General features: G+C 73.9%; 18 protein-coding genes. 10 read left to right on the forward strand and 8 right to left on the reverse strand.

What is annotated here, in order from left to right:
* Nucleotides 1-6: 6 nt before the first annotated feature.
* Nucleotides 7-1941: a biotin carboxylase N-terminal domain-containing protein gene (locus K7G60_RS18070; protein WP_225801951.1), complete on the reverse strand. Its 1935-nt coding sequence runs from the start codon at nucleotides 1939-1941 to the stop codon at nucleotides 7-9.
* 14 nt (nucleotides 1942-1955) lie between these two features.
* Entirely contained in the window at nucleotides 1956-3563 is a 1608-nt protein-coding gene (locus K7G60_RS18075; RefSeq protein ID WP_225801952.1) for a carboxyl transferase domain-containing protein, read from the reverse strand.
* Nucleotides 3564-3650: 87 nt separating this feature from the next.
* On the opposite strand from K7G60_RS18075, the gene K7G60_RS18080 reads away from it, so the two are divergent.
* Together K7G60_RS18080 and K7G60_RS18085 are read left to right on the forward strand one after the other, a co-directional pair.
* Nucleotides 3651-4238: a TetR/AcrR family transcriptional regulator gene (locus K7G60_RS18080; protein WP_225801953.1), complete on the forward strand. Its 588-nt coding sequence runs from the start codon at nucleotides 3651-3653 to the stop codon at nucleotides 4236-4238.
* Nucleotides 4239-4304: 66 nt separating this feature from the next.
* Nucleotides 4305-5078: a phosphatase gene (locus K7G60_RS18085; protein WP_225801954.1), complete on the forward strand. Its 774-nt coding sequence runs from the start codon at nucleotides 4305-4307 to the stop codon at nucleotides 5076-5078.
* A gap of 306 nt (nucleotides 5079-5384) precedes the next feature.
* Here K7G60_RS18085 and K7G60_RS18090 read toward each other — a convergent pair whose 3' ends face one another.
* From K7G60_RS18090 to K7G60_RS18105, 4 genes are all read right to left on the reverse strand, one after another.
* Nucleotides 5385-6332, reverse strand: coding sequence for a cation diffusion facilitator family transporter (locus K7G60_RS18090; RefSeq protein WP_225801955.1), 948 nt, complete (start codon nucleotides 6330-6332; stop codon nucleotides 5385-5387).
* A 23-nt stretch (nucleotides 6333-6355) separates the two neighbouring features.
* A complete protein-coding gene (locus K7G60_RS18095; RefSeq protein WP_225801956.1) occupies nucleotides 6356-7225 on the reverse strand; it encodes an acyl-CoA thioesterase II in 870 nt (289 codons plus the stop codon).
* Nucleotides 7226-8383 (reverse strand): acyl-CoA dehydrogenase family protein, encoded by a 1158-nt coding sequence (locus tag K7G60_RS18100; protein ID WP_225801957.1) that lies wholly within the window; start codon nucleotides 8381-8383, stop codon nucleotides 7226-7228.
* Nucleotides 8384-8459: 76 nt separating this feature from the next.
* Entirely contained in the window at nucleotides 8460-9650 is a 1191-nt protein-coding gene (locus K7G60_RS18105) for a helix-turn-helix transcriptional regulator (protein WP_225801958.1), read from the reverse strand.
* A gap of 163 nt (nucleotides 9651-9813) precedes the next feature.
* On the opposite strand from K7G60_RS18105, the gene K7G60_RS18110 reads away from it, so the two are divergent.
* The 4 genes from K7G60_RS18110 to K7G60_RS18125 all read left to right on the forward strand — a co-directional run bounded on the left by K7G60_RS18110 (nucleotide 9814) and on the right by K7G60_RS18125 (nucleotide 13098).
* Complete coding sequence (locus tag K7G60_RS18110) at nucleotides 9814-10422, forward strand: hypothetical protein (RefSeq protein ID WP_225801959.1); 609 nt, start codon at nucleotides 9814-9816, stop codon at nucleotides 10420-10422.
* A gap of 215 nt (nucleotides 10423-10637) precedes the next feature.
* A complete protein-coding gene (locus tag K7G60_RS18115) occupies nucleotides 10638-11660 on the forward strand; it encodes a hypothetical protein (protein WP_225801960.1) in 1023 nt (340 codons plus the stop codon).
* Nucleotides 11661-11701: 41 nt separating this feature from the next.
* Nucleotides 11702-12862: a serine protease gene (locus K7G60_RS18120; protein ID WP_225801961.1), complete on the forward strand. Its 1161-nt coding sequence runs from the start codon at nucleotides 11702-11704 to the stop codon at nucleotides 12860-12862.
* Nucleotides 12856-13098, forward strand: coding sequence for a hypothetical protein (locus K7G60_RS18125; RefSeq protein ID WP_225801962.1), 243 nt, complete (start codon nucleotides 12856-12858; stop codon nucleotides 13096-13098). The genes K7G60_RS18120 and K7G60_RS18125 overlap by 7 nt, the downstream gene beginning before the upstream one ends.
* Here K7G60_RS18125 and K7G60_RS18130 read toward each other — a convergent pair.
* Entirely contained in the window at nucleotides 13085-14620 is a 1536-nt protein-coding gene (locus tag K7G60_RS18130) for a PucR family transcriptional regulator (protein WP_225801963.1), read from the reverse strand. The genes K7G60_RS18125 and K7G60_RS18130 overlap by 14 nt on opposite strands.
* A 114-nt stretch (nucleotides 14621-14734) precedes the next feature.
* Here K7G60_RS18130 and speB point away from each other — a divergent pair, with 114 nt between their 5' ends.
* Both speB and K7G60_RS18140 read left to right on the forward strand, forming a co-directional pair.
* The gene (gene speB, locus K7G60_RS18135) at nucleotides 14735-15718 is read left to right on the forward strand and encodes an agmatinase (protein WP_225801964.1); all 984 of its coding nucleotides are present in this window, start codon (nucleotides 14735-14737) and stop codon (nucleotides 15716-15718) included.
* Between the two features lie 139 nt (nucleotides 15719-15857).
* The gene (locus tag K7G60_RS18140) at nucleotides 15858-17540 is read left to right on the forward strand and encodes a thiamine pyrophosphate-binding protein (RefSeq protein WP_225801965.1); all 1683 of its coding nucleotides are present in this window, start codon (nucleotides 15858-15860) and stop codon (nucleotides 17538-17540) included.
* A 65-nt stretch (nucleotides 17541-17605) separates the two neighbouring features.
* Here K7G60_RS18140 and K7G60_RS18145 read toward each other — a convergent pair whose 3' ends face one another.
* On the reverse strand, nucleotides 17606-17980 hold the full coding sequence (locus K7G60_RS18145; RefSeq protein ID WP_225801966.1) for a hypothetical protein: 375 nt from the start codon (nucleotides 17978-17980) through the stop codon (nucleotides 17606-17608).
* A gap of 108 nt (nucleotides 17981-18088) precedes the next feature.
* Between K7G60_RS18145 and K7G60_RS18150 the strand changes: the two genes are divergently transcribed.
* Together K7G60_RS18150 and K7G60_RS18155 are read left to right on the forward strand one after the other, a co-directional pair.
* On the forward strand, nucleotides 18089-18283 hold the full coding sequence (locus K7G60_RS18150) for a hypothetical protein (protein ID WP_225801967.1): 195 nt from the start codon (nucleotides 18089-18091) through the stop codon (nucleotides 18281-18283).
* A 91-nt stretch (nucleotides 18284-18374) separates the two neighbouring features.
* Nucleotides 18375-22124: an ABC transporter ATP-binding protein gene (locus tag K7G60_RS18155; RefSeq protein WP_225801968.1), complete on the forward strand. Its 3750-nt coding sequence runs from the start codon at nucleotides 18375-18377 to the stop codon at nucleotides 22122-22124.
* Nucleotides 22125-22149 lie beyond the last annotated feature (25 nt).

Genomic DNA, 22149 nt, shown 5'->3' on the forward strand with positions numbered 1-22149 from the left:
CGGTGCTCACGCGCCCTCCTCCTCGCGGGGCGTCACCACGGCCAGGATCTGGTCCATGGCGACGGTGGTGCCGGGGGTGACGTCCAGCTCGGTGACGGTGCCGGCGTGCGGGGCGGAGATGACGTGCTCCATCTTCATCGCCTCGACCACGAGCAGGCTCTGCCCGGCCTCCACCTCGTCCCCGACGGCCACCTTCACGACGGTCACGGTCCCGGGCATCGGCGCGGCGAGCGTGTCGGCGCCCCCGTGCCGGGCACCGGAGAGCGCGGCCTCCACGGGGTCGTGGTCGAGCACGTGCCAGGAGTCCCCGTCACGGCCGAGCCAGTCGCCCGCGCGGTGGAAGGCGTGCGTCATGCCGTCCACGGTGACCGTCACCGTGCCGTTCGCGACCCGGGCGCCGTCCGGCGCCTCGACCGTGACGGGTTCGGTTCCCGGCACCCGGAGCGGGAAGGCGGGCCGCTTCGCCGCCCCGCCCAGGCGCCATCCGCTCGGCACGTCGAACGGGTCCGTCCAGCCGTCCCGGGGCGCCGGGGCCAGCTCGGCGCGCCGCACGGCCGCCGCCGCCGCGTACACCTCGGCGGGGACGCCCCGCGGGACCAGGCTCTCCGCGTCCCGCTCCACCAGGCCCGTGTCCAGGTCGCCCGAGACGACGTCCGGGTGGGCGAGGAGACGGCGGAGGAAGCCGGCGTTGGTGGGGACGCCCAGGGTGACCAGGTCGGCGAGGGCCGCGCGCAGCTTCCGCAGGGCCGTCGGCCGGTCGGCCGCGTGGACGATGACCTTCGACAGCATCGGGTCGTAGAGGGAGGAGACCTCGGTGCCTTCGAGCAGGCCGGAGTCCGTCCGTACGCCGTTCCCGTGGGGCTCGCTCAGCGCGAGGACCGTGCCTCCCGAGGGCAGGAAGCCGCGCGAGGGGTCCTCGGCGCAGATGCGCGCCTCGATCGCCCAGCCGTCGAGCCGGACGTCCTCCTGGCGGAAGCCGAGCGGCTCGCCGGCGGCGACCCGCAGCTGCCACTCCACCAGGTCGAGTCCCGTGATCAGCTCGGTCACGGGGTGCTCGACCTGGAGGCGGGTGTTCATCTCCATGAAGTAGTACGCGGACGGGTCGCCGCCCGGGACGATGAACTCGACCGTTCCCGCGCCGACGTAGCCGCAGGACCGGGCGGCCTCCACGGCCGCCGCGCCCATCGCCGCGCGGGTCGTCTCGTCGAGGAGGACGCTCGGCGCCTCCTCGATGATCTTCTGGTGGCGGCGCTGGAGCGAGCACTCGCGCTCGCCCAGGTGCACCACGTTCCCGTGGGCGTCCGCCAGGACCTGGATCTCGATGTGCCGGGGCCGGTCGATCCACCGCTCCACGAGCAGCGTGTCGTCGCCGAAGGACGCCCGCGCCTCCCGGCGGGCCGCCGCGATCTCCTCCTCCAGGACCGCAAGGTCCCGCACCAGGCGCATGCCCTTGCCGCCGCCGCCCGCGCTGGGCTTCAGCAGGACGGGCGCGCCCAGTTCACGGGCCGCGGCGGCGATCTCCGGGTCGGCCGCGCCGGGCACGACCGGCACGCCCGCGGCCTTCACGGTCTCCTTCGCCCGGATCTTGTCGCCCATGAGGGCGATCGCCTCGGCGGAGGGCCCGATGAAGACGAGCCCCGCCTCGGCGCACGCGCGGGCGAAGCCCGCGTTCTCCGCCAGGAACCCGTAGCCGGGGTGGACGGCCTGCGCCCCGGTCCGCCTGGCCGCGTCGAGCAGCGCCGGGACGGACAGGTACGACTCGGCGGCCGGCGGCGGACCGATCCGCACCGCCGTGTCCGCCTCCCGCACGTGCCGGGCGTCGGCGTCCGCGTCGCTGTAGACGGCCACCGAGCGCACGCCCATCTCCCGCAGGGTGCGGATGACGCGGACGGCGATCTCGCCCCGGTTGGCCACGAGGACGGTGTCGAACATGCTCTGCATCTTCTGGGGGCCCTTCACATCCGGAAGACGCCGAACTGGGGGTCACCCAGGGGCGCGTTGGCACAGGCGGTCAGGGCGAGGCCGAGGACCTGCCGGGTCTCCAGCGGGTCGATGACGCCGTCGTCCCACAGTCGGGCGGTCGCGTAGTAGGCGCTGCCCTGCGTCTCGTACTGCTCGCGGATCGGGGCCTTGAAGGCCTCTTCCTCCTCGGCGCTCCACCCGTCGCCGAGCTGGTCGCGCTTGACGGTCGCGAGGACGGACGCGGCCTGCTCGCCGCCCATCACCGAGATCTTGGCGTTGGGCCACATCCACAGGAAGCGGGGGGAGTACGCCCGGCCGCACATCGAGTAGTTGCCCGCGCCGTACGAACCGCCGACGACGACCGTCAGCTTCGGCACCCGGGTGGTGGCCACGGCCGTGACCATCTTGGCGCCGTGCTTGGCGATGCCGCCGTGCTCGTACGCCTTGCCGACCATGAAGCCGGTGATGTTCTGCAGGAAGACGAGCGGGATCCCGCGCTGGTCGCACAGCTCGATGAAGTGCGCGCCCTTCTGGGCCGACTCGGCGAACAGGATGCCGTTGTTGGCGACGATGCCGACCGGGTGGCCGTGGATCCGGGCGAAGCCGGTGACCAGCGTCTGCCCGTACTCGGACTTGAACTCCTGGAAACGGGAGCCGTCCACCACCCGGGCGATGACCTCGCGCACGTCGTAGGGGGTGCGGGAGTCGACGGGCACGGCCCCGTACAGCCCGTACGGGTCGACCTTCGGCTCCTCGGCCGGCTCGACCGACCAGGGCAGCGGGCCGCGCTCGGGGAGCGTGGCGACGATGTTCCGGACGATGCGCAGCGCGTGCGCGTCGTCCTCGGCGAGGTGGTCGGTGACGCCGGAGATCCGGGAGTGGACCTCGCCGCCGCCGAGCTCCTCGGCCGTGACGACCTCGCCGGTCGCCGCCTTCACCAGCGGCGGACCGCCCAGGAAGATCGTGCCCTGGTTCCGTACGATCACGGCCTCGTCGCTCATCGCCGGGACGTACGCGCCACCGGCCGTGCACGAGCCCATGACCGCCGCGATCTGCGGGATGCCGGCGCCGGACATCCGGGCCTGGTTGAAGAAGATCCGGCCGAAGTGCTCCCGGTCGGGGAAGACCTCGTCCTGCATCGGCAGGAAGGCGCCGCCCGAGTCGACCAGGTAGAGGCAGGGGAGACGATTCTCCAGCGCCACCTCCTGGGCGCGCAGGTGCTTCTTCACCGTCATCGGGTAGTACGTGCCGCCCTTGACGGTCGCGTCGTTCGCCACGATCACGCACTCGCGCCCGGAGACCCGGCCGATGCCCGCGATGACGCCGGCCGCCGGGGCCTGGTCGCCGTACATGCCGTTCGCCGCCAGCGGGGCCAGCTCCAGGAACGGCGAGCCCGGGTCGAGCAGCGTGTCCACCCGGTCCCGCGGCAGCAGCTTGCCGCGCGCGGTGTGCCGGGCCCTGGACTTCTCACCACCGCCCAGGGCGGCCGTCGCGAGCTTGGCGCGCAGGGTCGCCGCCAGCTCGTGATGGGCCGCCTCGTTGGCCTGCCAGGCCGCGGACGCGGGATCCGCCGCGCTCGTCAGCACAGGTGCCTGCTGCATCCCTCGAGCTCCCTTGCTCGGTTAATGAGCGTTAACGTACGTCGCCCAGGTTAACGACCGCTAACCGGGTTGTCTAGAATCGACTTCATGACCACGAGCCCCACTCGGACGGACGCCCCGACGCGACGCGAGCAGATCCTCAAGGAGGCCGCCCGCCTCTTCGCCGAGCGCGGCTTCCACGGCGTCGGCGTGGACGAGATAGGGGCGGCCGTCGGCATCAGCGGCCCCGGCCTCTACCGCCACTTCCCCGGCAAGGACGCGATGCTCGCCGAACTCCTCGTCGGCATCAGCGAGCGGCTGCTCGACGGGGGCCGGCTGCGGGCCGCCGAGTCGGACGGCGACCCGCGGGCGCTCCTCGCCTCCCTCATCGACGGGCACATCGACTTCGCCCTCGACGACCGGCCGCTGATCACCCTCCACGACCGCGAGCTCGACCGGCTCAAGGACGAGGACCGCAAGCGCGTCCGGCAGCTCCAGCGGCAGTACGTCGAACTCTGGGTCGCCGTCGTGCGCGAGCTGTACCCCGACACCGGCGAGTCGGAGTCCCGCACGGCCGTCCACGCAGTCTTCGGCCTGCTCAACTCCACCCCGCACCTGGCGGCCCTCGGCCGCCGGCCCATGGAGGACCTGCTGCGGCGGCTCGCGCACGGGGCGTTCGGCGCGCTGGGCGCGTAGGACCGTCCGGTCCAGAGCTCGGAACGGGTTGCCCTCCGCCTCCGCGGCTCGGACAGAATGAACCCCATGCCGATACTCAGCCGCGCCGCCCTCGTCGAGCACCTCGTCCGCACCCGGATCGCGGGAGACGTCGCCACCCCGCGCGACAACAACCTCTCCCACTACCGCAAGCTCGCCAACGGCGACCGGCACTACTGGCTCGGCCTCGAACTCGGCGACCGCTGGACCGACGAGCAGGACGTGCTCGCCGTCATGGCCGAGCGGTGCGGCGTCGTCGACGACCCGGCGCACCGGGTCGGCCAGGACACCATCGACCCCGAGCTCACCGTCGACGGCCTCGACCGGATGGCCGCCCGGCTCCGCAAGGCCGCCGCGGGCCGCGAGCGGGTCCTCTTCGCGACCGGGCACCCCGGCTCGCTCATCGACGTCCACAGCCGGGTCGCCGCCGCGCTGCGCGCCCAGGGCTGCGACATCGTCCGCATCCCCGGCGGGCTCGTCGCCGACGAGGGGTACGTGGTGCAGTTCGCCGACGTCGCCGTCTTCGAGCGCGGTGCGAGCCTGTGGCACACGCACTCCCCGGAGCCGATGAACGCGATCCTCGACGCGCTCGGGGAGTCCGGCCGGCCGGACCTCGTCATCGCCGACCACGGGTGGGCCGGTCGCGCGGGGCAGCGGGGCGTCGACTCCGTCGGCTACGCCGACTGCAACGACCCCGCGCTCTTCATCGGCGAGGCGGAGGGCACGATGCAGGTCACGATCCCCCTGGACGACCACGTCCTGGACCCGCGCTTCTACGAACCCCTGACGGCGTACACCCTGGCGGCGGCGGGCCTCGCCTGACGGTACCCCCGCCCGTTGTGGGCAGGCGTTCCGCAAGGGGCGGAACGGGTGGGCACAACGGACGGCGCCCTTGCCGGCGCCCGAGGCTCATGTGCCTGGACCCGCACCCCGTGCACAGCTCCCTGGTGGTGCGGGTCCAGGCGCGGGACGCGGGGCCCCGCTGTGGGCGCCGTCCCGTGTGCCCACCCTCCCCCAAGCTCTCGGCTTCGCTCGAGCAGGGGGGGACCCCCTTGCCCCGACGGGACGACTGCCCACACGGGCGGGAGCGCGGCCCGCACGGGCGAGGGGGCTCCGGCTCCGCGGTCGTCAGGGTTCGGGGCGGTGCTGTCTCACGCCCGGCGTCGGGTCCAGGTACAGCCGGCGGATCGACGGGAAGCGTTCGCGGAGCTGGGACTCCGCGTCCTCGCACGCCCACTCCACCTGCTCCGCCGACGACACGTCCCGGAAGTCGATCTTCGCCGCGACCAGGACCTCCCCGGGCCCCTGGATCAGGGTGATCAGGTCGAGGACGTCGACGACGTGGGGGACCGAGAGCAGTTCCTCGCGGATGCCGGCGCGCATCTGCCGCGGGGCCGGGCGGCCGACGAGGAGTTCGGCGTTGGAGCGGCCGAGCACCCAGGCCACGTACACGAGCAGGGCGCCGATGAGGATCGACGCGACGCCGTCCCAGACGCCGGAGCCGGTGATCTGGCCGCCGAGGAGGCCGCCCGCCGCCAGCATGAGGCCCGCGAGGGCGGCGGAGTCCTCCATGACCACCGCCTTGACGGTGGTGTCCGGCGTGAGGCGGAGGTACCTGGCGAAGGGGGCCTTCATCCGTTCCGCCTCCGCCTTGACCTGCCTCACGCCCGTCCGCAGCGAGTAGCCCTCCAGGACGAAGGCGATGCCGAGGACGACGTACGAGACCGTCGGGTCGCCGAGTTCCTCGCCGTGGACGAGGGTGTGGATGCCGTCGTAGACCGAGAAGACCGCGCCGCCCACGAAGGTGGCGACCGCCGCCAGCATCGCCCAGACGTAGCGCTCGCCCGCGTAGCCGACGGGATGGTCCTCGTCGGCCGGCTTCTCGCTCCGTTTGAGGGCGGTGAGCAGCATGCCCTCGGTGACGGTGTCGGCGACCGAGTGGGCGGCCTCCGAGAGCATGGCGCTGGAGCCGCTGACGACGCCCGCGACGGCCTTGGCGGCGGCGATCCCGAGGTTCGCCGCCGCCGCCACGATCACCGTGAAGGTGCTTTCGCCGTTTCCACCGTTTTCCGTCATGAACCGGACGGTAGGTTCGGGCGTCAGCGGGGGACGCGAACGACACCCTCCTGGATGACGGAGATCGCGAGCCGCCCGTCCCGGGTGTAGATCCGGGCCTGGCCGAGGCCGCGTCCGCCGGACGCGGTCGGCGACTCCTGGTCGTACAGGAGCCACTCGTCGGCCCGGAAGGGGCGGTGGAACCACATGGCGTGGTCCAGGGACGCCCCGACCACGTCGCCGACGGCCCAGCCGCCCCGCCCGTGGGCGAGGAGCACCGAGTCGAGCAGGGTCATGTCGGAGACGTACGTGGCGAGGACGACGTGCAGCAGCGGGTCGTCGGCCAGCTTGCCGTTGGTGCGGAACCACACCTGGGAGTGCGGCTCGCGCGGGGTGCCGACCGTCCCCCACGGGGGCGTCCCGGCGTACCTCAGGTCCACCGCCGCCCGCGCCTCGATCAGCCGGTCCGCGACCTCGCGGGGGAGGTGGCGGGGGAGCATCTCGGCCGGCGTCGGGAGCGACTCCGGGTCCGGGGCGGGCGGCATGTCGACCTGGTGCTCCAGCCCCTCCTCGTACGTCTGGAAGGACGCGGAGAGGTGGAAGATCGGCTGCCCGTGCTGGACGGCCACGACCCGGCGGGTGGTGAAGGAGCGGCCGTCGCGGATGCGGTCGACCGTGTAGACGATCGGCGCGCCCGGGTCGCCGGGGCGCAGGAAGTACGCGTGGAGCGAGTGTGCGAGCCGGTCCCCGGGGACGGTCCGGCCCGCCGCCACCAGCGCCTGGGCGGCCACCTGGCCGCCGAAGACGCGGGGGACGATCGAGGGGCGGGACTCGCCCCGGAAGATGTCCCGCTCGATCCGCTCCAGGTCGAGCAGATCGAGCAGGTCATCCAGAGCCGTATGCGCGTCGGGCACTCAGAGGCCCATCGACTTGGCGATGATCGACTTCATGATCTCGCTGGTGCCGCCGTAGATGCGGTTGACGCGGTTGTCGGCGTACAGACGGGCGATCGGGTACTCGTTCATGTAGCCGTAGCCGCCGTGCAGCTGGAGGCAGCGGTCGATGACGCGGTGGGCGACCTCGGTGCAGAAGAGCTTGGCGCTCGCGGCCTCGGCCGGGGTCAGCTCGCCCGCGTCCAGGGCCTCCAGGGCGCGGTCGGCGACGGCCTCGGCGGCGTCGACCTCGGCCTGGCAGGCGGCCAGCTCGAACTTGGTGTTCTGGAAGTGGGCGACCGGCTTGCCGAAGACCGTGCGGTCCGTGACGTACTGCTGGGCGAAGCGGACGGCGGCCTTTGCCTGGGCGTAGGCGCCGAAGGCGATGCCCCAGCGCTCGGAGGCCAGGTTGTGGCCGAGGTAGTAGAAGCCCTTGCCCTCCTCGCCGAGCAGGTCCTCGACGGGCACCTTGACGTCGACGAACGCGAGCTCGGCGGTGTCGGAGGTGCGCAGGCCGAGCTTGTCCAGCTTGCGGCCGATGGAGTAGCCCTCGGACTTGGTGTCGACGGCGAAGAGGGAGATGCCGAAGCGGCGGTCCTCGGCCGACGGGGCGGAGGTGCGGGCGCAGACGATCACGCGGTCGGCGTGGACGCCGCCGGTGATGAAGGTCTTGGCGCCGTTGAGGACGTAGTGGGTGCCGTCCTCGGAAAGCTTGGCGGTGGTCTTCATGCCCGCGACGTCGGAGCCGGTGCCCGGCTCGGTCATGGCGAGCGCCCACATCTCCTCGCCGGTGACGAACTTCGGCAGGAAGCGCTTCTTCTGCTCGTCGGTGGCGAGCATCTTGATGTACGGCAGGGCGAGCAGCACGTGGACGCCGGAGCCGCCGAAGTGGACGCCCGCGCGCGAGGTCTCCTCGTACATGACGGCCTCGAACTTGTGGGTGTCCAGGCCCGCGCCGCCGAACTCCTCGGGCACGTTGATGCCGAAGACGCCCAGCTCGCCCAGCTTGTCGTAGAACTCGCGCGGCGCCTGGCCCGCGGCGAACCACTCGTCGTAGACGGGGACGACCTCGGCCTCGATGAAGGCGCGGATGGTCTCCCGGAACGCCTCGTGGTCCTCGTCGAATACGGTACGGCGCACGGTGCGACTCCTCCGGTGTGCGGGCCCATTTGTCTAAGCGCTTGCTCAGCCTGTCGTCAACGAAGTTACCCAGCGGTCACCCACCCTGTCCAGACTCCTCGCCTGTGATCCAGGCCCGCCCCGCGGAGTCGTAGCCGTACACGGGCCGCCCCTTCGCCCCGCTCGTCCGGAAGGGCGCGCCGTCCTCGTCCCCGATCCGGACCGTGCCCCGGCGCCCCTCCGAGCTCCACTCCAGCTCCAGGTACCAGCGGCAGTCGCACCCCGCCGTCCCCGCCGAGACCAGCAGCTCCTCCGGCTCGGCGGCGCTGACCGCGTACGGGAAGGAGACCGCCGGGAGCGTCCGGCCCTCCTCCCCGGAGGCGTCGTATCCGTCCAGCGCCCGCGCCACCGGCCGCGGCCGGTCCAGGTCCACCTCGAAACGGCGCGGCGTCACCGCCCCGCCGCACCCGTCGTCCGTCCGGTACGCCGCCCACGGCAGCGGCGCGCCCCGCTCCACCACCCGCACGTGCAGCGCCTGGAGCACCACTGCCGCCGCGCCCTTCCCCTGCACCGACACCCGCACCAGCGTCTCCCCGCCGTCCACGGCCCCCTGCGCCGCCGCCCAGCTCCGCGCGTCGGCCGCCTCCGGCGGGGGAGGGGGCGTCCGCTCCACGAGGTAGGTGTGCCCGCACCCGTTCTCCCAGAGGTGAGAGGCGACCGTCCACGTCAGCGGCGCCGGTGGCTCGGCGGCCCGCTCCCGGGTCTTCCCGGGCAGGAGTACGGCTCCGAGCGTCACCGTCCCCACCACCGCCAGCGTCCCGCAGACCGCGCCCACCCACCCCCACCGGCGCCTCCGCCGCTGGGACGGGAGGCCCGGCACGCGCGCGTGCACGGGTTCCAGCTCGGGCTCGGGCGGCGCCTCAGGGGCCGGCGCGGGCTCCGGAGCCGGCTCCGGGCCGGGCGCCGCCTCCGGGCCGGCCGCCGCCTCCGGGCCGGGTTCGGGCGCCGGCGCCGCGCCGGGTTCCGGTGCCGGAGGGCGACGGGCGCCGTCCGCGCGGGTCCAGGCCGCCTCCAGGGCCCGCCGCTCCTCCTCGTCCGCCCCGCACAGCAGGGCGAGGCGGTCGACCACGGCGAACCCCTCCGGGACGGTCGCGCCGGAGCAGTAGCGGTGGAGGGTGGACGCGCTGACGCCCAGGCGCCGGCCCAGCGCCTCGTAACTCCTGCCGTCCCGCGTCTTCAGCGTGCGCACGAGCCGCGCGAACTCCTCGACGGCGGCGTCCTTCGGCATTCCATCCCCCTCGATCCCGCGTCCCACCCTTCACGTCCTTGCACGTCAGTGGGGGTGGAATGGTTCCGGGACGGATGGTGGGCGCGTCACCGTTGCCGACGGCGGGCGCCGGCCCGAGGCTGGTCGAGCACTGACCGAACGACCCGACGGGGGATCCACCACCATGAACAAGCTCCGCACCGCACTCGCCACCGCCGCCGCGGCCGCCCTGGGCCTCGCGGCCCTCGCCACGGCTCCGGCGCAGGCAGCCGCCCAGCCCGCCTTCCTCGCCGCCTCCCAGATGCCGCCGTCGTCGACGCCGTGGACCGCCACCCGGGTCTTCACCGGCGTTCCGGAGAACGGCGGCGCCCTCTGCGCCCCGTACAAGATCCCGGCGCAGAACACCCGCTACCGCGAGTTCAGCACCGAGCTCGACACCAACGGCGTCCAGATCACCACCGTCGCCCGCACCGAGGCCGACGCGGTGAGGCTGGTCGACACCCTCCGCAAGTCCCTCGCCGGCTGCGGCCCCCTGCTGGAGCGGCAGAACCCGGGCCTGCGGGCCGTCAGCGCCTCCCACGGCAAGCTCGCCGTGGAGGAGGGTGCCTGGGTCTACAGCCTGGACACCGCCGACCCGCAGATCGGCACCACCGACATCCACCTCTTCTCGGTGGGCCGTGACGGCCGGACCGTCACGTACGTCCGGTGGGGCCAGATGGGCGACCTGAGGGACGCTCCGCTGGCGGCCTTCAAGACGACGGCCCGGACCGCCGTGAACAAGCTCTGGTACTGACGCAGCGTCATCCTGGTGGACGTTGAACCACTCTGAGTGACGGTGAAGTCGCGCAGTACCTCCATTCGGGTGATACTGGACGTGAGTTTCGGACGTCGGCACGCTCGCGCGTCGAGCCGAGCGGCCCATCCGTCATCGGACCCGTACCGGTCGGGGAACCGGTACGGGCCGGGGGAGGGGAGGGGGGCTCCGAATGCGATGCGAAAGGACGCGTCATGGAACTCGAATCTCTCCCTGATGAGGTCGTCGCGGACATCGAGGTGCGGGACCGCTGGAGGCGCGCCACGGCCGGTGGCCTGGAGTTCCTCATCACCGACATCGCGAGGTGGACGCCGGGTTCGACGGTGCGGGTCGCCTTCCTCGACGGGAACGACCAGTTGCACGCGGACATCGCGGGAGCGACGAAGCAGATCACCGACGCCTGCAACCTGACCCTCGACTTCGGGCGGAACGACGGGGCCGGGACGTTCCGGCGGTGGAGCACGTCCGACACCGCCTACGCCGCCGAGATCCGCGTCAGCTTCGACCTGCCGGGCTTCTTCTCCCTGGTGGGCACCGACAGCACGGACCCCGCCATCGGCGCGGGAGGCGGTCCGGTCGGGGGCAACCCCGGCCAGCGCAGCCTGAACCTCGGGCGGTTCACGGTGAACAGGCCCACCCGCTGGGAGGGCACGGTGCGGCACGAGTTCCTGCACGCACTGGGGTTCCACCACTCCCACCAGAACATGCGCGGCACCTGCGAGGGCGAGTTCCGCTGGGAGGACGAGGTCGGGTACGTCCCCACGCAGGACGCGGACGGCGTCTTCGTGGCGGACTCCAAGGGGAGGCTCCCCGGCATCTACACCTTCCTCGCGGGCGAGCCGAACCGATGGCCGCGCGCGAAGGTGGACCACAACCTGCGCACCGTGGACGACCCGGAGGTCGTCGCCGGGCCCTTCGACACGAAGTCCGTGATGCTGTACCGGTTCCCGGCGTTCTTCTACAAGTCCACCCCCAGCAGCTGCGCGCCGAGCGGTGACGGGCAGAACCTGTCGGACGGCGACAAGCGCGGGCTCGACCTGCTGTACCCGCACGTCGCGAGCGCGCTGGCGGACCGTCAGGCCCGTGCCGAAGAGGTCCTGCAGTCGCTCGGGGCCGGCCCGGAGGGGCTTCCCGGCGAGAACGGCGGTGCACTGGCGGAGGCGTACCGCGATCGGGTCGCGGAGCTGGCCGCCGCCCAGGCCGCGGGCGTCCACTGAGCCGAGGACCGAGCAGAGGACCGAACCGAGCGGGGGACGCCATGTCCGCCGGCAGCACCTACGAGCGGCTCCTCGGCGAGTCGCAGGGCGGAGGACTCGAGAGCGCCGGCGGGGGCGGCGCGCCGAGTCCACCGGATCCCGAACGCCTGATCGCGCAACTGTCCGACGAGGTCGGCCGGCTGGAGGAACGCCTCGGGGAGAGAGCCGATCCGGTGGCGCGGAAGCGACTGATGAGCGGCGCCGAGCACGCGCTGCGGGAGGTCGTCGACCACGGCGCCGAGGCCCGGCTCGACAGGCGGGACATCGCGAGGCTGGAGGCCGTCGTCCACAGCGACGGAACCCGCCCGGTGCTCTTCGTCGAGGACGACTTCTTCGACGTCACGGCACCGGCGGCGGCGAACTGGGCGGCAGCCCTGTCGCGGATCGAGGCCGAGCTCCGCACCGTCTGCCGGGCGGCCGGCCGGGTGAACGACCCGAGCTCGCTCCTCGGCTACCAGGGCACGGCGTGGGCGATCGACGACGGCGTCGTCGTGACCAACTACCACGTCCTGGAGGCCGTCTCCACGCATCCGTCGCGTACCGACGGGCAGTTCGGCGGGGAGCTCAAGCCCGGCGTGGCGGTCGACTTCGGCGCGGAGGTCGGCGGCGGGCCGCCGGACCGCGTCTTCCGGATCAGCCGCGTCCTGGGCGTGGGGCGCGCGGGGGCACCCGAGCACGCCCACCCCGACATCCCGGGGGTCAACTTCGACGGCCTCGACCTGGCCGTACTCGAACTCGAACGGGTGAACGGGCGGCCTTTTCCCGCCCCGGTCCAGGTGGCCCGGGGCGACGACCCGGCGACGCACGGAGCGCTCGCCTCCCGCGGGCGCGGCGTCTACGTCGTCGGCTTCCCCGGCAGCGCGGCGTCGACGAGGCCGGACGTCTTCGCCGAACTGTTCGCCGGGGTCAAGGGCGTGAAGCGCCTCACTCCCGGAGTGCTCACCGAGGGCCGGGGCGAGGTGACCGACGACGCCCGACACTGGATCATCGGCCACGACGCCAGCACGCTCGGCGGCAGCTCCGGCTCGCTCGTCGTCGACCTCGAGGCCGAGGGCCGGAAGGTCCTCGGCCTGCACTTCGCCGGGGTCCCCGACCGCGTGAACTGGGCCCACGGCCTCGAAGGGGCGACACCCGAACTGGCCGCCGCGATACCGGGGTGGTGATCCCCGCCTTCGCGGCGCTCGTGGGGTACGCCGGCCGTCCGCGGGTCACGGGGCCCCCGCGCGATGCGGCGGAGCTGCGTCCCGACCCGCGGCTCACCGCCCTCAGCCGCGCCTTCGCCCGCTGGGACGACGCGCACCGGACCCTCCTGGAAGGGCTCGGCCGGGGCGTGTGGTCCGCGCATGACGGCCCCGGGCGGGCGATCCGCCCTTCTCGGCCCCGCCTCACCGGGACCTGAGCGCGAACCACAGCTCCATGCGCACGTCCGGATCGTCCAGGTCCCGTCCCAGGAGTGCGGCGCAGCGGGCGATCCGCTGCCGGACGGTGTTGCGGTGGATGTCCATCGCGACGGCCGTCCGGTCCCAGCCGCCGTGCAGCGAGAGCCAGACGCGCAGGGTCTCGGCGAGCGGCCCGGTCAGCGGGGCGAGGAGGGCGCGCGCGTGGGCGGCGGCCTCGTCCGGGTCCACCAGGGTCGCGATCCCGCCCGGGCGGTGCCGCACCAGATCCGCCCCGGTGGCCTCCGCCCGCCGCAGGGCTCGCGCCGCCTGCGCGTCGGCCGCCGACAGCTCGTCCGCCTCGACGGGGGCGCCCACCCCCAGCGTCCAGCCGGACTGGGCGGTGACGGGGGAGGAGGCGGGCAGGAGCAGGCGTACGACTCCGGCCGCGCGCCCCGGAGCCGTCCCGCCGGGCCCCGTCGCCCCGCCCGGGCCCGTCGACCCGCCCGGACCCGTCGCCTCGCCCGGCCCCGTCGTCCCGCCCGCGTCCACCAGCGGCGTTCCCAGTGCCGCGGCCAGCGAGGCCGCCGCGAACGGCGTGCCGTCGCCGCCCCGCGCGTGGACCACCGTCCAGGGGCCCGGGCCCAGGGTGCCCGCGACCTCCGCCGGGGCCGCGCCGAGCAGCAGCCGGACCAGGGCCCCGTCCCGTACGGTCACGTCCGCGCCCCGGTGCGGGGCCGTGAGCAGCGAGAGCAGGACCACCGCCACGCCCGCGATCGTGTGGTCGCCCGGGCCGCGCCGCTCCGTCGCCACCCCCAGCGTCAGGCCGTCCCCGCCGCCCAGGGCGTACGCGGCGAGCCGCAGCCCGCCGCCGTCGCCGCTCGCCGAGGCCGGGCCGCCGGGGCGCGGCCCGAGCACCCCCGCGAGGTCCCGCAGCGCCCGCGCCGCCTCCGCCGGGACCTCCCGGCCGGCCGCCGCCGTCTCCGTGCCGTCCGCGCCGAACAGCGCCGCCCGTCCCCCGAGCCGGGAGGCGAGCGCACCGAGCACCGCCGGGACCGGGGCCGGCCGGGCCGCGGCCGCCGCCAGCGACTGCTGGGCCTCGGTCACCCGGCGCAGCTCGTGCAGCCGGGCCTCCGCCATCAGCCGCCACAGCGCCCGCGCCACCGCCGTGAACGGGGTCCGCGGCGGCACCTCGACGAGCGGGAGCCCGTGCCGCGCGCAGGCCTCGACGAGCCCGGCGGGGACCGTGTCCCACACCGGCGTCACCCCGAAGGCGAGCGCCGCCGCCCCCGCCTCCACGACCCGGCCGACGAAGTGCGCCGGATCGGTGAGCTGCACGCCCGCCGTCATGAGCAGCTCGCCGCCGAGCAGGTACGGATGGGGGTCGGCCATCTCCGAGGTGTGCACCCAGTGCAGCAGTACGTCCTCGGGCCCGGCCAGCAGCCGCAGGCCCAGGTCGGGACGGGCGAGCAGCGCGGCGAGCGGCACCGGGGGCGCCGGGGGAGTGGAGCCGGGCTCAGAGGGAGGCGTCGGGGTCATCGTCATGTGCCCTTCGTACATCGCGCGCCCGAACAGTGGAGGAAACGTACACTTCAACGTGGGCTTCGGGCGACTTACGGTCGAGCCGGACCCCGACGACCCCCCAGGAGGACTCCGAGCATGAGCAGCAGCGACCAGAACGCCTTCCGCGGCCCGATCGACTCGTCCCGCATCCCGCGGTACGCCGGTCCCGCGACGTTCGCCCGTCTGCCGCGGCTCGACGAGGTCGGCACCGCCGACGTCGCCGTGGTCGGCATCCCCTTCGACAGCGGCGTCTCCTACCGCCCCGGCGCCCGCTTCGGCGGCAACGCCATCCGCGAGGCCTCCCGCCTGCTCCGCCCGTACAACCCGGCGCAGGACGCCTCCCCCTTCGCCCTCGCGCAGGTCGCGGACGCCGGCGACATCGCCGCCAACCCGTTCAACATCAACGAGGCCGTCGAGACCATCGAGGCCGCCGCCGACGACCTGCTCGGCACCGGCGCCCGCATGATGACCCTCGGCGGCGACCACACCGTCGCCCTGCCGCTGCTGCGCTCCGTCGCCAAGAAGCACGGCCCCGTCGCCCTGCTCCACTTCGACGCGCACCTCGACACCTGGGACACCTACTTCGGCGCCGAGTACACCCACGGCACCCCGTTCCGCCGGGCCGTCGAGGAGGGCATCCTCGACACCTCCGCCCTCTCCCACGTCGGCACCCGCGGCCCGCTCTACGGCAAGCAGGACCTCACCGACGACGAGAAGATGGGCTTCGGCATCGTCACCTCGGCGGACATCTACCGCCGCGGCGCCGACGAGGTCGCCGACCAGCTGCGCCAGCGCATCGGCGACCGCCCGCTGTACATCTCCATCGACATCGACTGCCTCGACCCGGCCCACGCCCCCGGCACCGGCACCCCCGAGGCCGGCGGCATGACCTCCCGCGAGCTCCTGGAGATCCTGCGCGGCCTCTCCTCCTGCAACCTGGTCTCCGCCGACGTCGTCGAGGTCGCCCCGGCCTACGACCACGCCGAGATCACCGCGGTCGCCGCCTCCCACACGGCGTACGAACTGACGACGATCATGTCCCGCCAGATCGCCGCGGAGCGCGCCGGCGGCGCGAAGTAGTCTCGGGCCGGGTCGTGGGCACGCGTTCCCCAGGGCGAGGGGGGTCCCCCCGCTCGGGCGAAGCCGAGAGCTCGGGGGACGGGTGGGCACGACCCGGCCACCGGGCCGCACCCGACCACCGAGCATGCCGAGGGACCCCATGACCCACGACCACGACCTGGTCCTGCGCCCCACCGAGGCCCAGAGGACCGCCGCCCTGAACCCGCCCGCCGGGCGGACCGGCGGCGACCTCGTCGTCGAGACGCTGACCGGCCTCGGGGCCACCACGGTCTTCGGGCTGCCGGGCCAGCACGCCCTCGGCATGTTCGACGCCCTGCGCCGCTCGTCGCTGCGGTACGTGGGCCTCCGGATGGAGAACAACGCCGGCTTCGCCGCCGACGCGTACGGCCGGATCACCGGCGAGGCCGCCCCGCTGCTGCTCTCCACCGGCCCCGGCGCCCTCATGTCGCTCGCGGCGCTCCAGGAGGCGGCCGCCGCCTCCGCCCCCGTCCTCGCCATCGGCAGCCAGATACCGGTGGCCGGGCTCGGCGGCGGCCGGCACGGCTACCTCCACGAGCTCCGCGACCAGCAGGCCTCCTTCCGGGACGTCGTGAAGTCCGTCCACACGGTCCGTACGCAGTCCCAGATCCCCTCCGCGATCGCGGCGGCCTGGGAGTCGGCGCTCACCGCCCCGCACGGACCGGTCTGGGTGGAGATCCCGCAGGACGTGCTCCTCGCCCGGACCGCGATCCCGGTCGTGACGTACATGGACGCCACGCCCGAGGAGGTCGTCCCGCGCCCCGAGCTGACGGCGGTCGCCGCGCACCTCCTGACGAACGCCGAGCGGCCCGCGATCATCGCGGGCGGCGGGGTCGTCCGCTCCGACGCCTCCGGCAAGCTCCTCGCCCTCGCGGAGCGGCTCGACATCCCCGTCGTCACCACCTTCGGCGGCAAGGGCGCCTTCCCCTGGGAGCACCCCCTGTCGCTCCGGTCCTGGCTGGAGGACCGGCACACCACGGACTTCCTGGAGGACGCCGACGTCCTCCTCGTCGTCGGCTCGGGCCTCGGCGAGCTGTCCTCGAACTACCACACCTTCGCCCCGCGCGGCCGGGTGATCCAGATCGAGGCCGACGCGGGCAAGCTGGAGTCCAACCACCCGGCCCTCGGCATCCACGCGGACGCCCGCCTCGCGCTCCAGGCGCTCCTGGAGACGGTCGGGGAGCGCACGGACCCGGCCGCCGCCGAGCGGGTCTCGGCCGTCCTGGACAAGGTGCGGGAGCGGATCGCCGCGCAGGACCTCGGCCTGGAGCAGCGGATCGTCGCGGCGGTCCGGGAGGCGCTTCCGGACCGGGCCCCGAGCTTCTGGGACATGACGATCCTGGCGTACTGGGCGTGGTCGGCCTTCGACGCGCGGCACCCGAACACGATGCACTCCGCCCAGGGCGCGGGCGGCCTCGGCTACGCCTTCCCCGCCGCCCTCGGCGCGGCCGTCGCGGACCCGTCCCGGCCGGTCCTCGCGGTCTCCGGCGACGGCGGCGCGATGTACTCGATCGCGGAGCTGGCGACGGCGAGGCAGTACGGCCTCGACGTGACCTGGCTGATCGTCGACGACGGCGGCTACGGGATCCTGCGGGAGTACATGACGAGCGCGTTCGGCGAGGCCACGGCCACCGAACTCGCCCGCCCGGACTTCGTCGCCCTCTCCGAGTCCTTCGGCGTCCCCGCCACCCCGACGACCCCGGAGACCCTGGCGACGGACCTCGCGAAGGCCCTCGCCACGCCGGGCCCGTCGGTGGTGGTCCTGCCGGCCCTCCTGAAGATGTTCGAGCCGACGCACCTGTGACGGGCGCGGGTGACCCGCCCGGGCGGCGGCGGGTGCCGGTGATCCGCCCGGGCGGGGGCGCCCGCTCAGTCGACGAGCCCCTCCCAGGCCTTCCGGTACTCGGCGAGCTGCGCCTCGTACCCGAGGCGGAACTGCTGCTCCTGCGGGGTGATCTGTTTGCCGTCCATGCGCTGCGGCGGGATCAGCCGCGCCACGTCGGCGAAGGCCACCGCCGCGGCCTCGGCGACGGCCCCGCCCCGCTGGCGGGCGGCGAGGACGTCGAGGCCCGCGTTCCGAAGGAAGCCCTCGACGAAGACCGTCCGGGGTCTGCTGGCCGTGTCGCTCAGCTCCCGGTCCGTCGCCGGGACCACCCGCCCGGTCGCCGCGAACCCCTGCACCGCCCGTAACGCCGCGTACAGCCGCCCCCACCGGTACGGCTTCCCGTCCTCGACCTTCCCCACGGACCTCCCCTTCCGCTCGACTCTGCCAGGGGCCTCCTACCCAGAACAGGTCCCGCCCGTGCGGGCGACCCTTCACGGCGCGAAGCGGCCCCACTTCCCGAGGGGCCCGTGGGGCCGGGGCGTGAGGGAACCGCCACCGCGGGCAGGCTGTTCGTGCTGTTCGCCGGGTACGGGGCCGTGGAGTACCTGCGCGGGCCCGAGCGGCGCCGCGAGGGACGGCCGGCCACCGCCGCCACGGTCGCCTTCGGGGCCGTCGCGCTCCTGGCGCTCCTCGCGGCGTACTGCTCCTGCCGGTGGTCCTAGGACCGAAGGCCCGTCTTTGTTGCGGCGGGATGAAATCGCACGTCGGCCGTGTTGGGCCTTCCGGTAGAGCAGGACGAACGGGAGGCCACTCGTGGCGGCGGTGGGGCACAAAGAGCCGGATCAAGAACAGCGGGGCTGGGCGCGCAGGCTGGCCGGGTACGCGTGGCGGTACAAGGCGAACACACTCCTCGCCCTGGGGTCCTCACTGGCCGGCATGGCCGTGCTCGCCCTCGTGCCGCTCGTCACCAAGGTGATCATCGACGACGTCATCGGGACGAAGACCCGGAGCCTCGGCGTCTGGACGGGGCTGCTCATCGGCGCCGCCGTCCTCGTCTACCTCCTCACCTACGTCCGCCGCTACTACGGCGGACGTCTCGCGCTCGACGTCCAGCACGACCTGCGGACCGACATGTACGGCACGATCACCCGGCTCGACGGGCGGCGGCAGGACGAGCTGTCCACCGGGCAGGTCGTCGGGCGGGCCACCAGCGACCTCCAGCTGATCCAGGGCCTCCTCTTCATGCTCCCGATGACCATCGGGAACGTCCTGCTGTTCCTCATCTCGCTGGCCGTCATGGCCTGGCTGTCGATCCCGCTCACCCTCGTCGCGCTCGCCGTCGCCCCCGCCCTCTGGTGGATCGCCAAGCGCAGCCGCACCCGCCTCCACCCCGCCACCTGGCACGCGCAGCAGCAGGCCGCCCTCGTCGCCGGCGTCGTCGACGGGGCCGTGACCGGCGTCCGGGTCGTGAAGGGCTTCGGTCAGGAGGACCAGGAGACCGGCAAGATCCGCGAGGCCGGGCGGAAGCTCTTCGCCGGCCGGCTGCGGACGATCCGGCTGAACGCCAAGTACACCCCGGCCCTCCAGGCCGTGCCCGCCCTCGGTCAGGTCGCGGTCCTCGCGCTCGGCGGCTGGCTCGCCTACCGGCACCAGATCACCCTGGGCACCTTCGTCGCCTTCTCCTCCTACCTGGCCTCCCTCGTCGGCCCGGTCCGCATGCTCGCCATGGTCCTCACCGTCGGCCAGCAGGCCCGGGCCGGCGTCGAGCGGGTCTACGACCTCATCGACACCGAGCCGGTGATCAAGGACGGCGCCAAGGAGCTTCCGGCGGACGCGCCCGCCACCGTCGAGTTCGACGACGTGTCCTTCGGATATGAGGGTGCCTCCGGCAATGTCAAGCCCGTCCTCGACGGGTTCTCCCTGGAGATCCGCCCCGGCGAGACCGTCGCCGTCGTCGGCGCCTCCGGCTCCGGCAAGTCGACCGTCTCGCTCCTCCTGCCCCGCTTCTACGACGTCACCCACGGCGCCGTCCTCGTCGGCGGCCACGACGTCCGCGAGCTCACCCTCGACTCGCTGCGCGCCGCCGTCGGCCTGGTCCCCGAGGACTCCTTCCTCTTCTCCGACACGGTCGCCGCGAACATCGCGTACGGCGTCCCCGACGCCACCCGGGAGCAGATCGAGACCGCCGCCCGCGCCGCCCAGGCGGACCGTTTCATCGCCGAGCTGCCCGAGGGCTACGACACCAAGGTCGGCGAGCACGGCCTCACCCTCTCCGGCGGCCAGCGCCAGCGCGTCGCGCTCGCCCGCGCGATCCTCACCGACCCCCGGCTCCTCCTCCTCGACGACGCCACCTCCGCCGTCGACGCCAAGGTCGAGCACGAGATCCACGAGGCCCTGAAGTCGGTGATGGCGGGCCGCACGACCCTGCTCATCGCGCACCGCCGCTCCACCCTCGGCCTCGCCGACCGCATCGCCGTCCTCGACGAAGGCCGCCTCGCCGACATCGGCACTCATGCCGAGCTGGAGGAGCGCTCCCCGCTCTTCCGCCGCCTCCTCACCGACCCCGAGGAGCTCGGCGCCGTCTCGCCCGGCCACGTCACGCCGGCGGAGCTCCCCGAGGACCGCACGCTGCGGGCCGAGCTGGACGCCGAGTTCGACGCCGAGCGGGGCATCACCCCCACCCTGTGGGTACGGGACGAGACCACCGGCCGCGAGAGCCCCGCCCCCGGGGCGACCCCCGAGCTGCTCGCCGCCGTCGAGGCCCTGCCGCCCGCCACCGACACCCCCGACATCGACGAGGCCCGGGCCGTGGCGCCCGAGGACGCCTACGGGCTGCGCCGTCTCCTGCGCGGCTTCGGCGCCCCGCTGCTCATCAGCCTCGGTCTGGTCGCCCTCGACGCGGGCGCCGGCCTGTTGCTTCCGGTCCTGATCCGGCACGGCATCGACGAGGGCGTGAACCGGCTCGCGATCGGCGCCGTCTGGGCGGCCTCCGCGCTCGCCCTGCTCACCGTCCTCGTGCAGTGGGTCGCGCAGACCGCCGAGACCCGGATGACCGGCCGCACCGGCGAGCGGGTGCTCTACGCGCTGCGCCTGAAGATCTTCGCCCAGCTCCAGCGGCTCGGCCTCGACTACTACGAGCGCGAGCTGACCGGCCGGATCATGACCCGGATGACCACGGACGTCGACGCCCTGTCGACGTTCCTGCAGACGGGCCTGGTCACCGCCTTCGTCTCGGTCGTCACCTTCTTCGGGATCATGGTCGCGCTGCTGGTGCTCGACCTCCAGCTCGCCCTGGTCGTCTTCGCGACCCTGCCGGTCCTCGCCGTCGCCACGTACTACTTCCGCCGCTCCAGCGTGAAGGCCTACGAGCTGGCGCGCGAGCGGATCAGCGTCGTCAACGCCGACCTCCAGGAGTCGGTCTCCGGCCTGCGGATCGTGCAGGCCTTCCGCCGCGAGCGCTCGGGCGCGGCCCGGTTCGCGGAGCGCAGCGACTCGTACCGCGAGGCGCGCGTCCGGGGCCAGTGGCTGATCTCGGTCTACTTCCCGTTCGTGACCCTGCTGTCCTCGGCCGCGGCCGCCGCCGTCCTGATCGTCGGCGCGAACCGCATCGAGGCCGGCACCCTCACCACCGGCGCCCTCGTCGCCTACCTCCTCTACATCGACCTCTTCTTCGCCCCCGTGCAGCAGCTCTCGCAGGTCTTCGACGGCTACCAGCAGGCCGCCGTCTCGCTGAAGCGGATGCAGGAGCTCCTCCGGGAGCCGACGTCGACGGCCGCCGCCGACGCGCCCCTGGACGTCCTCTCGCTCCGCGGCGAGATCGCCTTCGAGGGCGTCTCCTTCGCGTACGGGGACGAGGAAGAGGCCCTCACCGGGATCGACCTGCGGATCCCCGCCGGGCAGACCGTCGCCTTCGTCGGCGAGACCGGCGCCGGGAAGTCCACGCTGGTCAAGCTGGTCGCCCGGTTCTACGACCCGACGAGCGGCCGGGTCACCGCCGACGGCACCGACCTGCGGGACCTCGACCTCACCGCGTACCGCCACCGGCTCGGTGTCGTCCCCCAGGAGGCGTACCTCTTCGCCGGGACGATCCGCGACGCCATCGCGTACGGCCGTCCCGAGGCGACCGACGCCGAGGTCGAGGCGGCGGCCCGCGCGGTCGGCGCCCACGACATGATCGCCACCCTCGACGGCGGCTACCTCCACGAGGTCGCCGAGCGCGGCCGGAACCTCTCCGCCGGGCAGCGCCAGCTGATCGCCCTGGCCCGCGCCGAGCTCGTCGACCCGGACGTCCTGCTCCTGGACGAGGCCACGGCGGCCCTGGACCTGGCGACCGAGGCCCAGGTCAACCAGGCCACCGACCGGCTCGCGGGCCGCCGCACGACGCTCGTGGTCGCCCACCGGCTGACGACGGCCGCCCGCGCCGACCGCGTGGTCGTCATGGACCACGGCCGGGTCGCGGAGGACGGCACCCACGACGAACTCCTCGCCCTGGGCGGCCGGTACGCCACGCTGTGGAACACCTTCATCGGCGAGGCGGAGGAGACGGAGCCGGAGCGGGTCTGAGCCGCGGACCGGGACGCGGGTCCGC

Source organism: Streptomyces sp. NK15101 (assembly GCF_020400725.1).
Lineage (GTDB): Bacteria > Actinomycetota > Actinomycetes > Streptomycetales > Streptomycetaceae > Streptomyces.

Excerpts from the sequence above, each read along its gene's own strand:
- K7G60_RS18070 (WP_225801951.1), bottom strand. The coding sequence starts at position 1,941 with ATGCAGAGCATGTTCGACACCGTCCTCGTGGCCAACCGGGGCGAGATC.
- K7G60_RS18130 (WP_225801963.1), bottom strand. The coding sequence starts at position 14,620 with ATGACGATGACCCCGACGCCTCCCTCTGAGCCCGGCTCCACTCCCCCG.
- K7G60_RS18105 (WP_225801958.1), bottom strand. The coding sequence starts at position 9,650 with ATGCCGAAGGACGCCGCCGTCGAGGAGTTCGCGCGGCTCGTGCGCACG.
- K7G60_RS18090 (WP_225801955.1), bottom strand. The coding sequence starts at position 6,332 with ATGACGGAAAACGGTGGAAACGGCGAAAGCACCTTCACGGTGATCGTG.
- K7G60_RS18085 (WP_225801954.1), top strand. The coding sequence starts at position 4,305 with ATGCCGATACTCAGCCGCGCCGCCCTCGTCGAGCACCTCGTCCGCACC.
- K7G60_RS18080 (WP_225801953.1), top strand. The coding sequence starts at position 3,651 with ATGACCACGAGCCCCACTCGGACGGACGCCCCGACGCGACGCGAGCAG.
- K7G60_RS18120 (WP_225801961.1), top strand. The coding sequence starts at position 11,702 with ATGTCCGCCGGCAGCACCTACGAGCGGCTCCTCGGCGAGTCGCAGGGC.
- K7G60_RS18110 (WP_225801959.1), top strand. The coding sequence starts at position 9,814 with ATGAACAAGCTCCGCACCGCACTCGCCACCGCCGCCGCGGCCGCCCTG.
- K7G60_RS18075 (WP_225801952.1), bottom strand. The coding sequence starts at position 3,563 with ATGCAGCAGGCACCTGTGCTGACGAGCGCGGCGGATCCCGCGTCCGCG.
- K7G60_RS18115 (WP_225801960.1), top strand. The coding sequence starts at position 10,638 with ATGGAACTCGAATCTCTCCCTGATGAGGTCGTCGCGGACATCGAGGTG.
- speB (WP_225801964.1), top strand. The coding sequence starts at position 14,735 with ATGAGCAGCAGCGACCAGAACGCCTTCCGCGGCCCGATCGACTCGTCC.
- K7G60_RS18140 (WP_225801965.1), top strand. The coding sequence starts at position 15,858 with ATGACCCACGACCACGACCTGGTCCTGCGCCCCACCGAGGCCCAGAGG.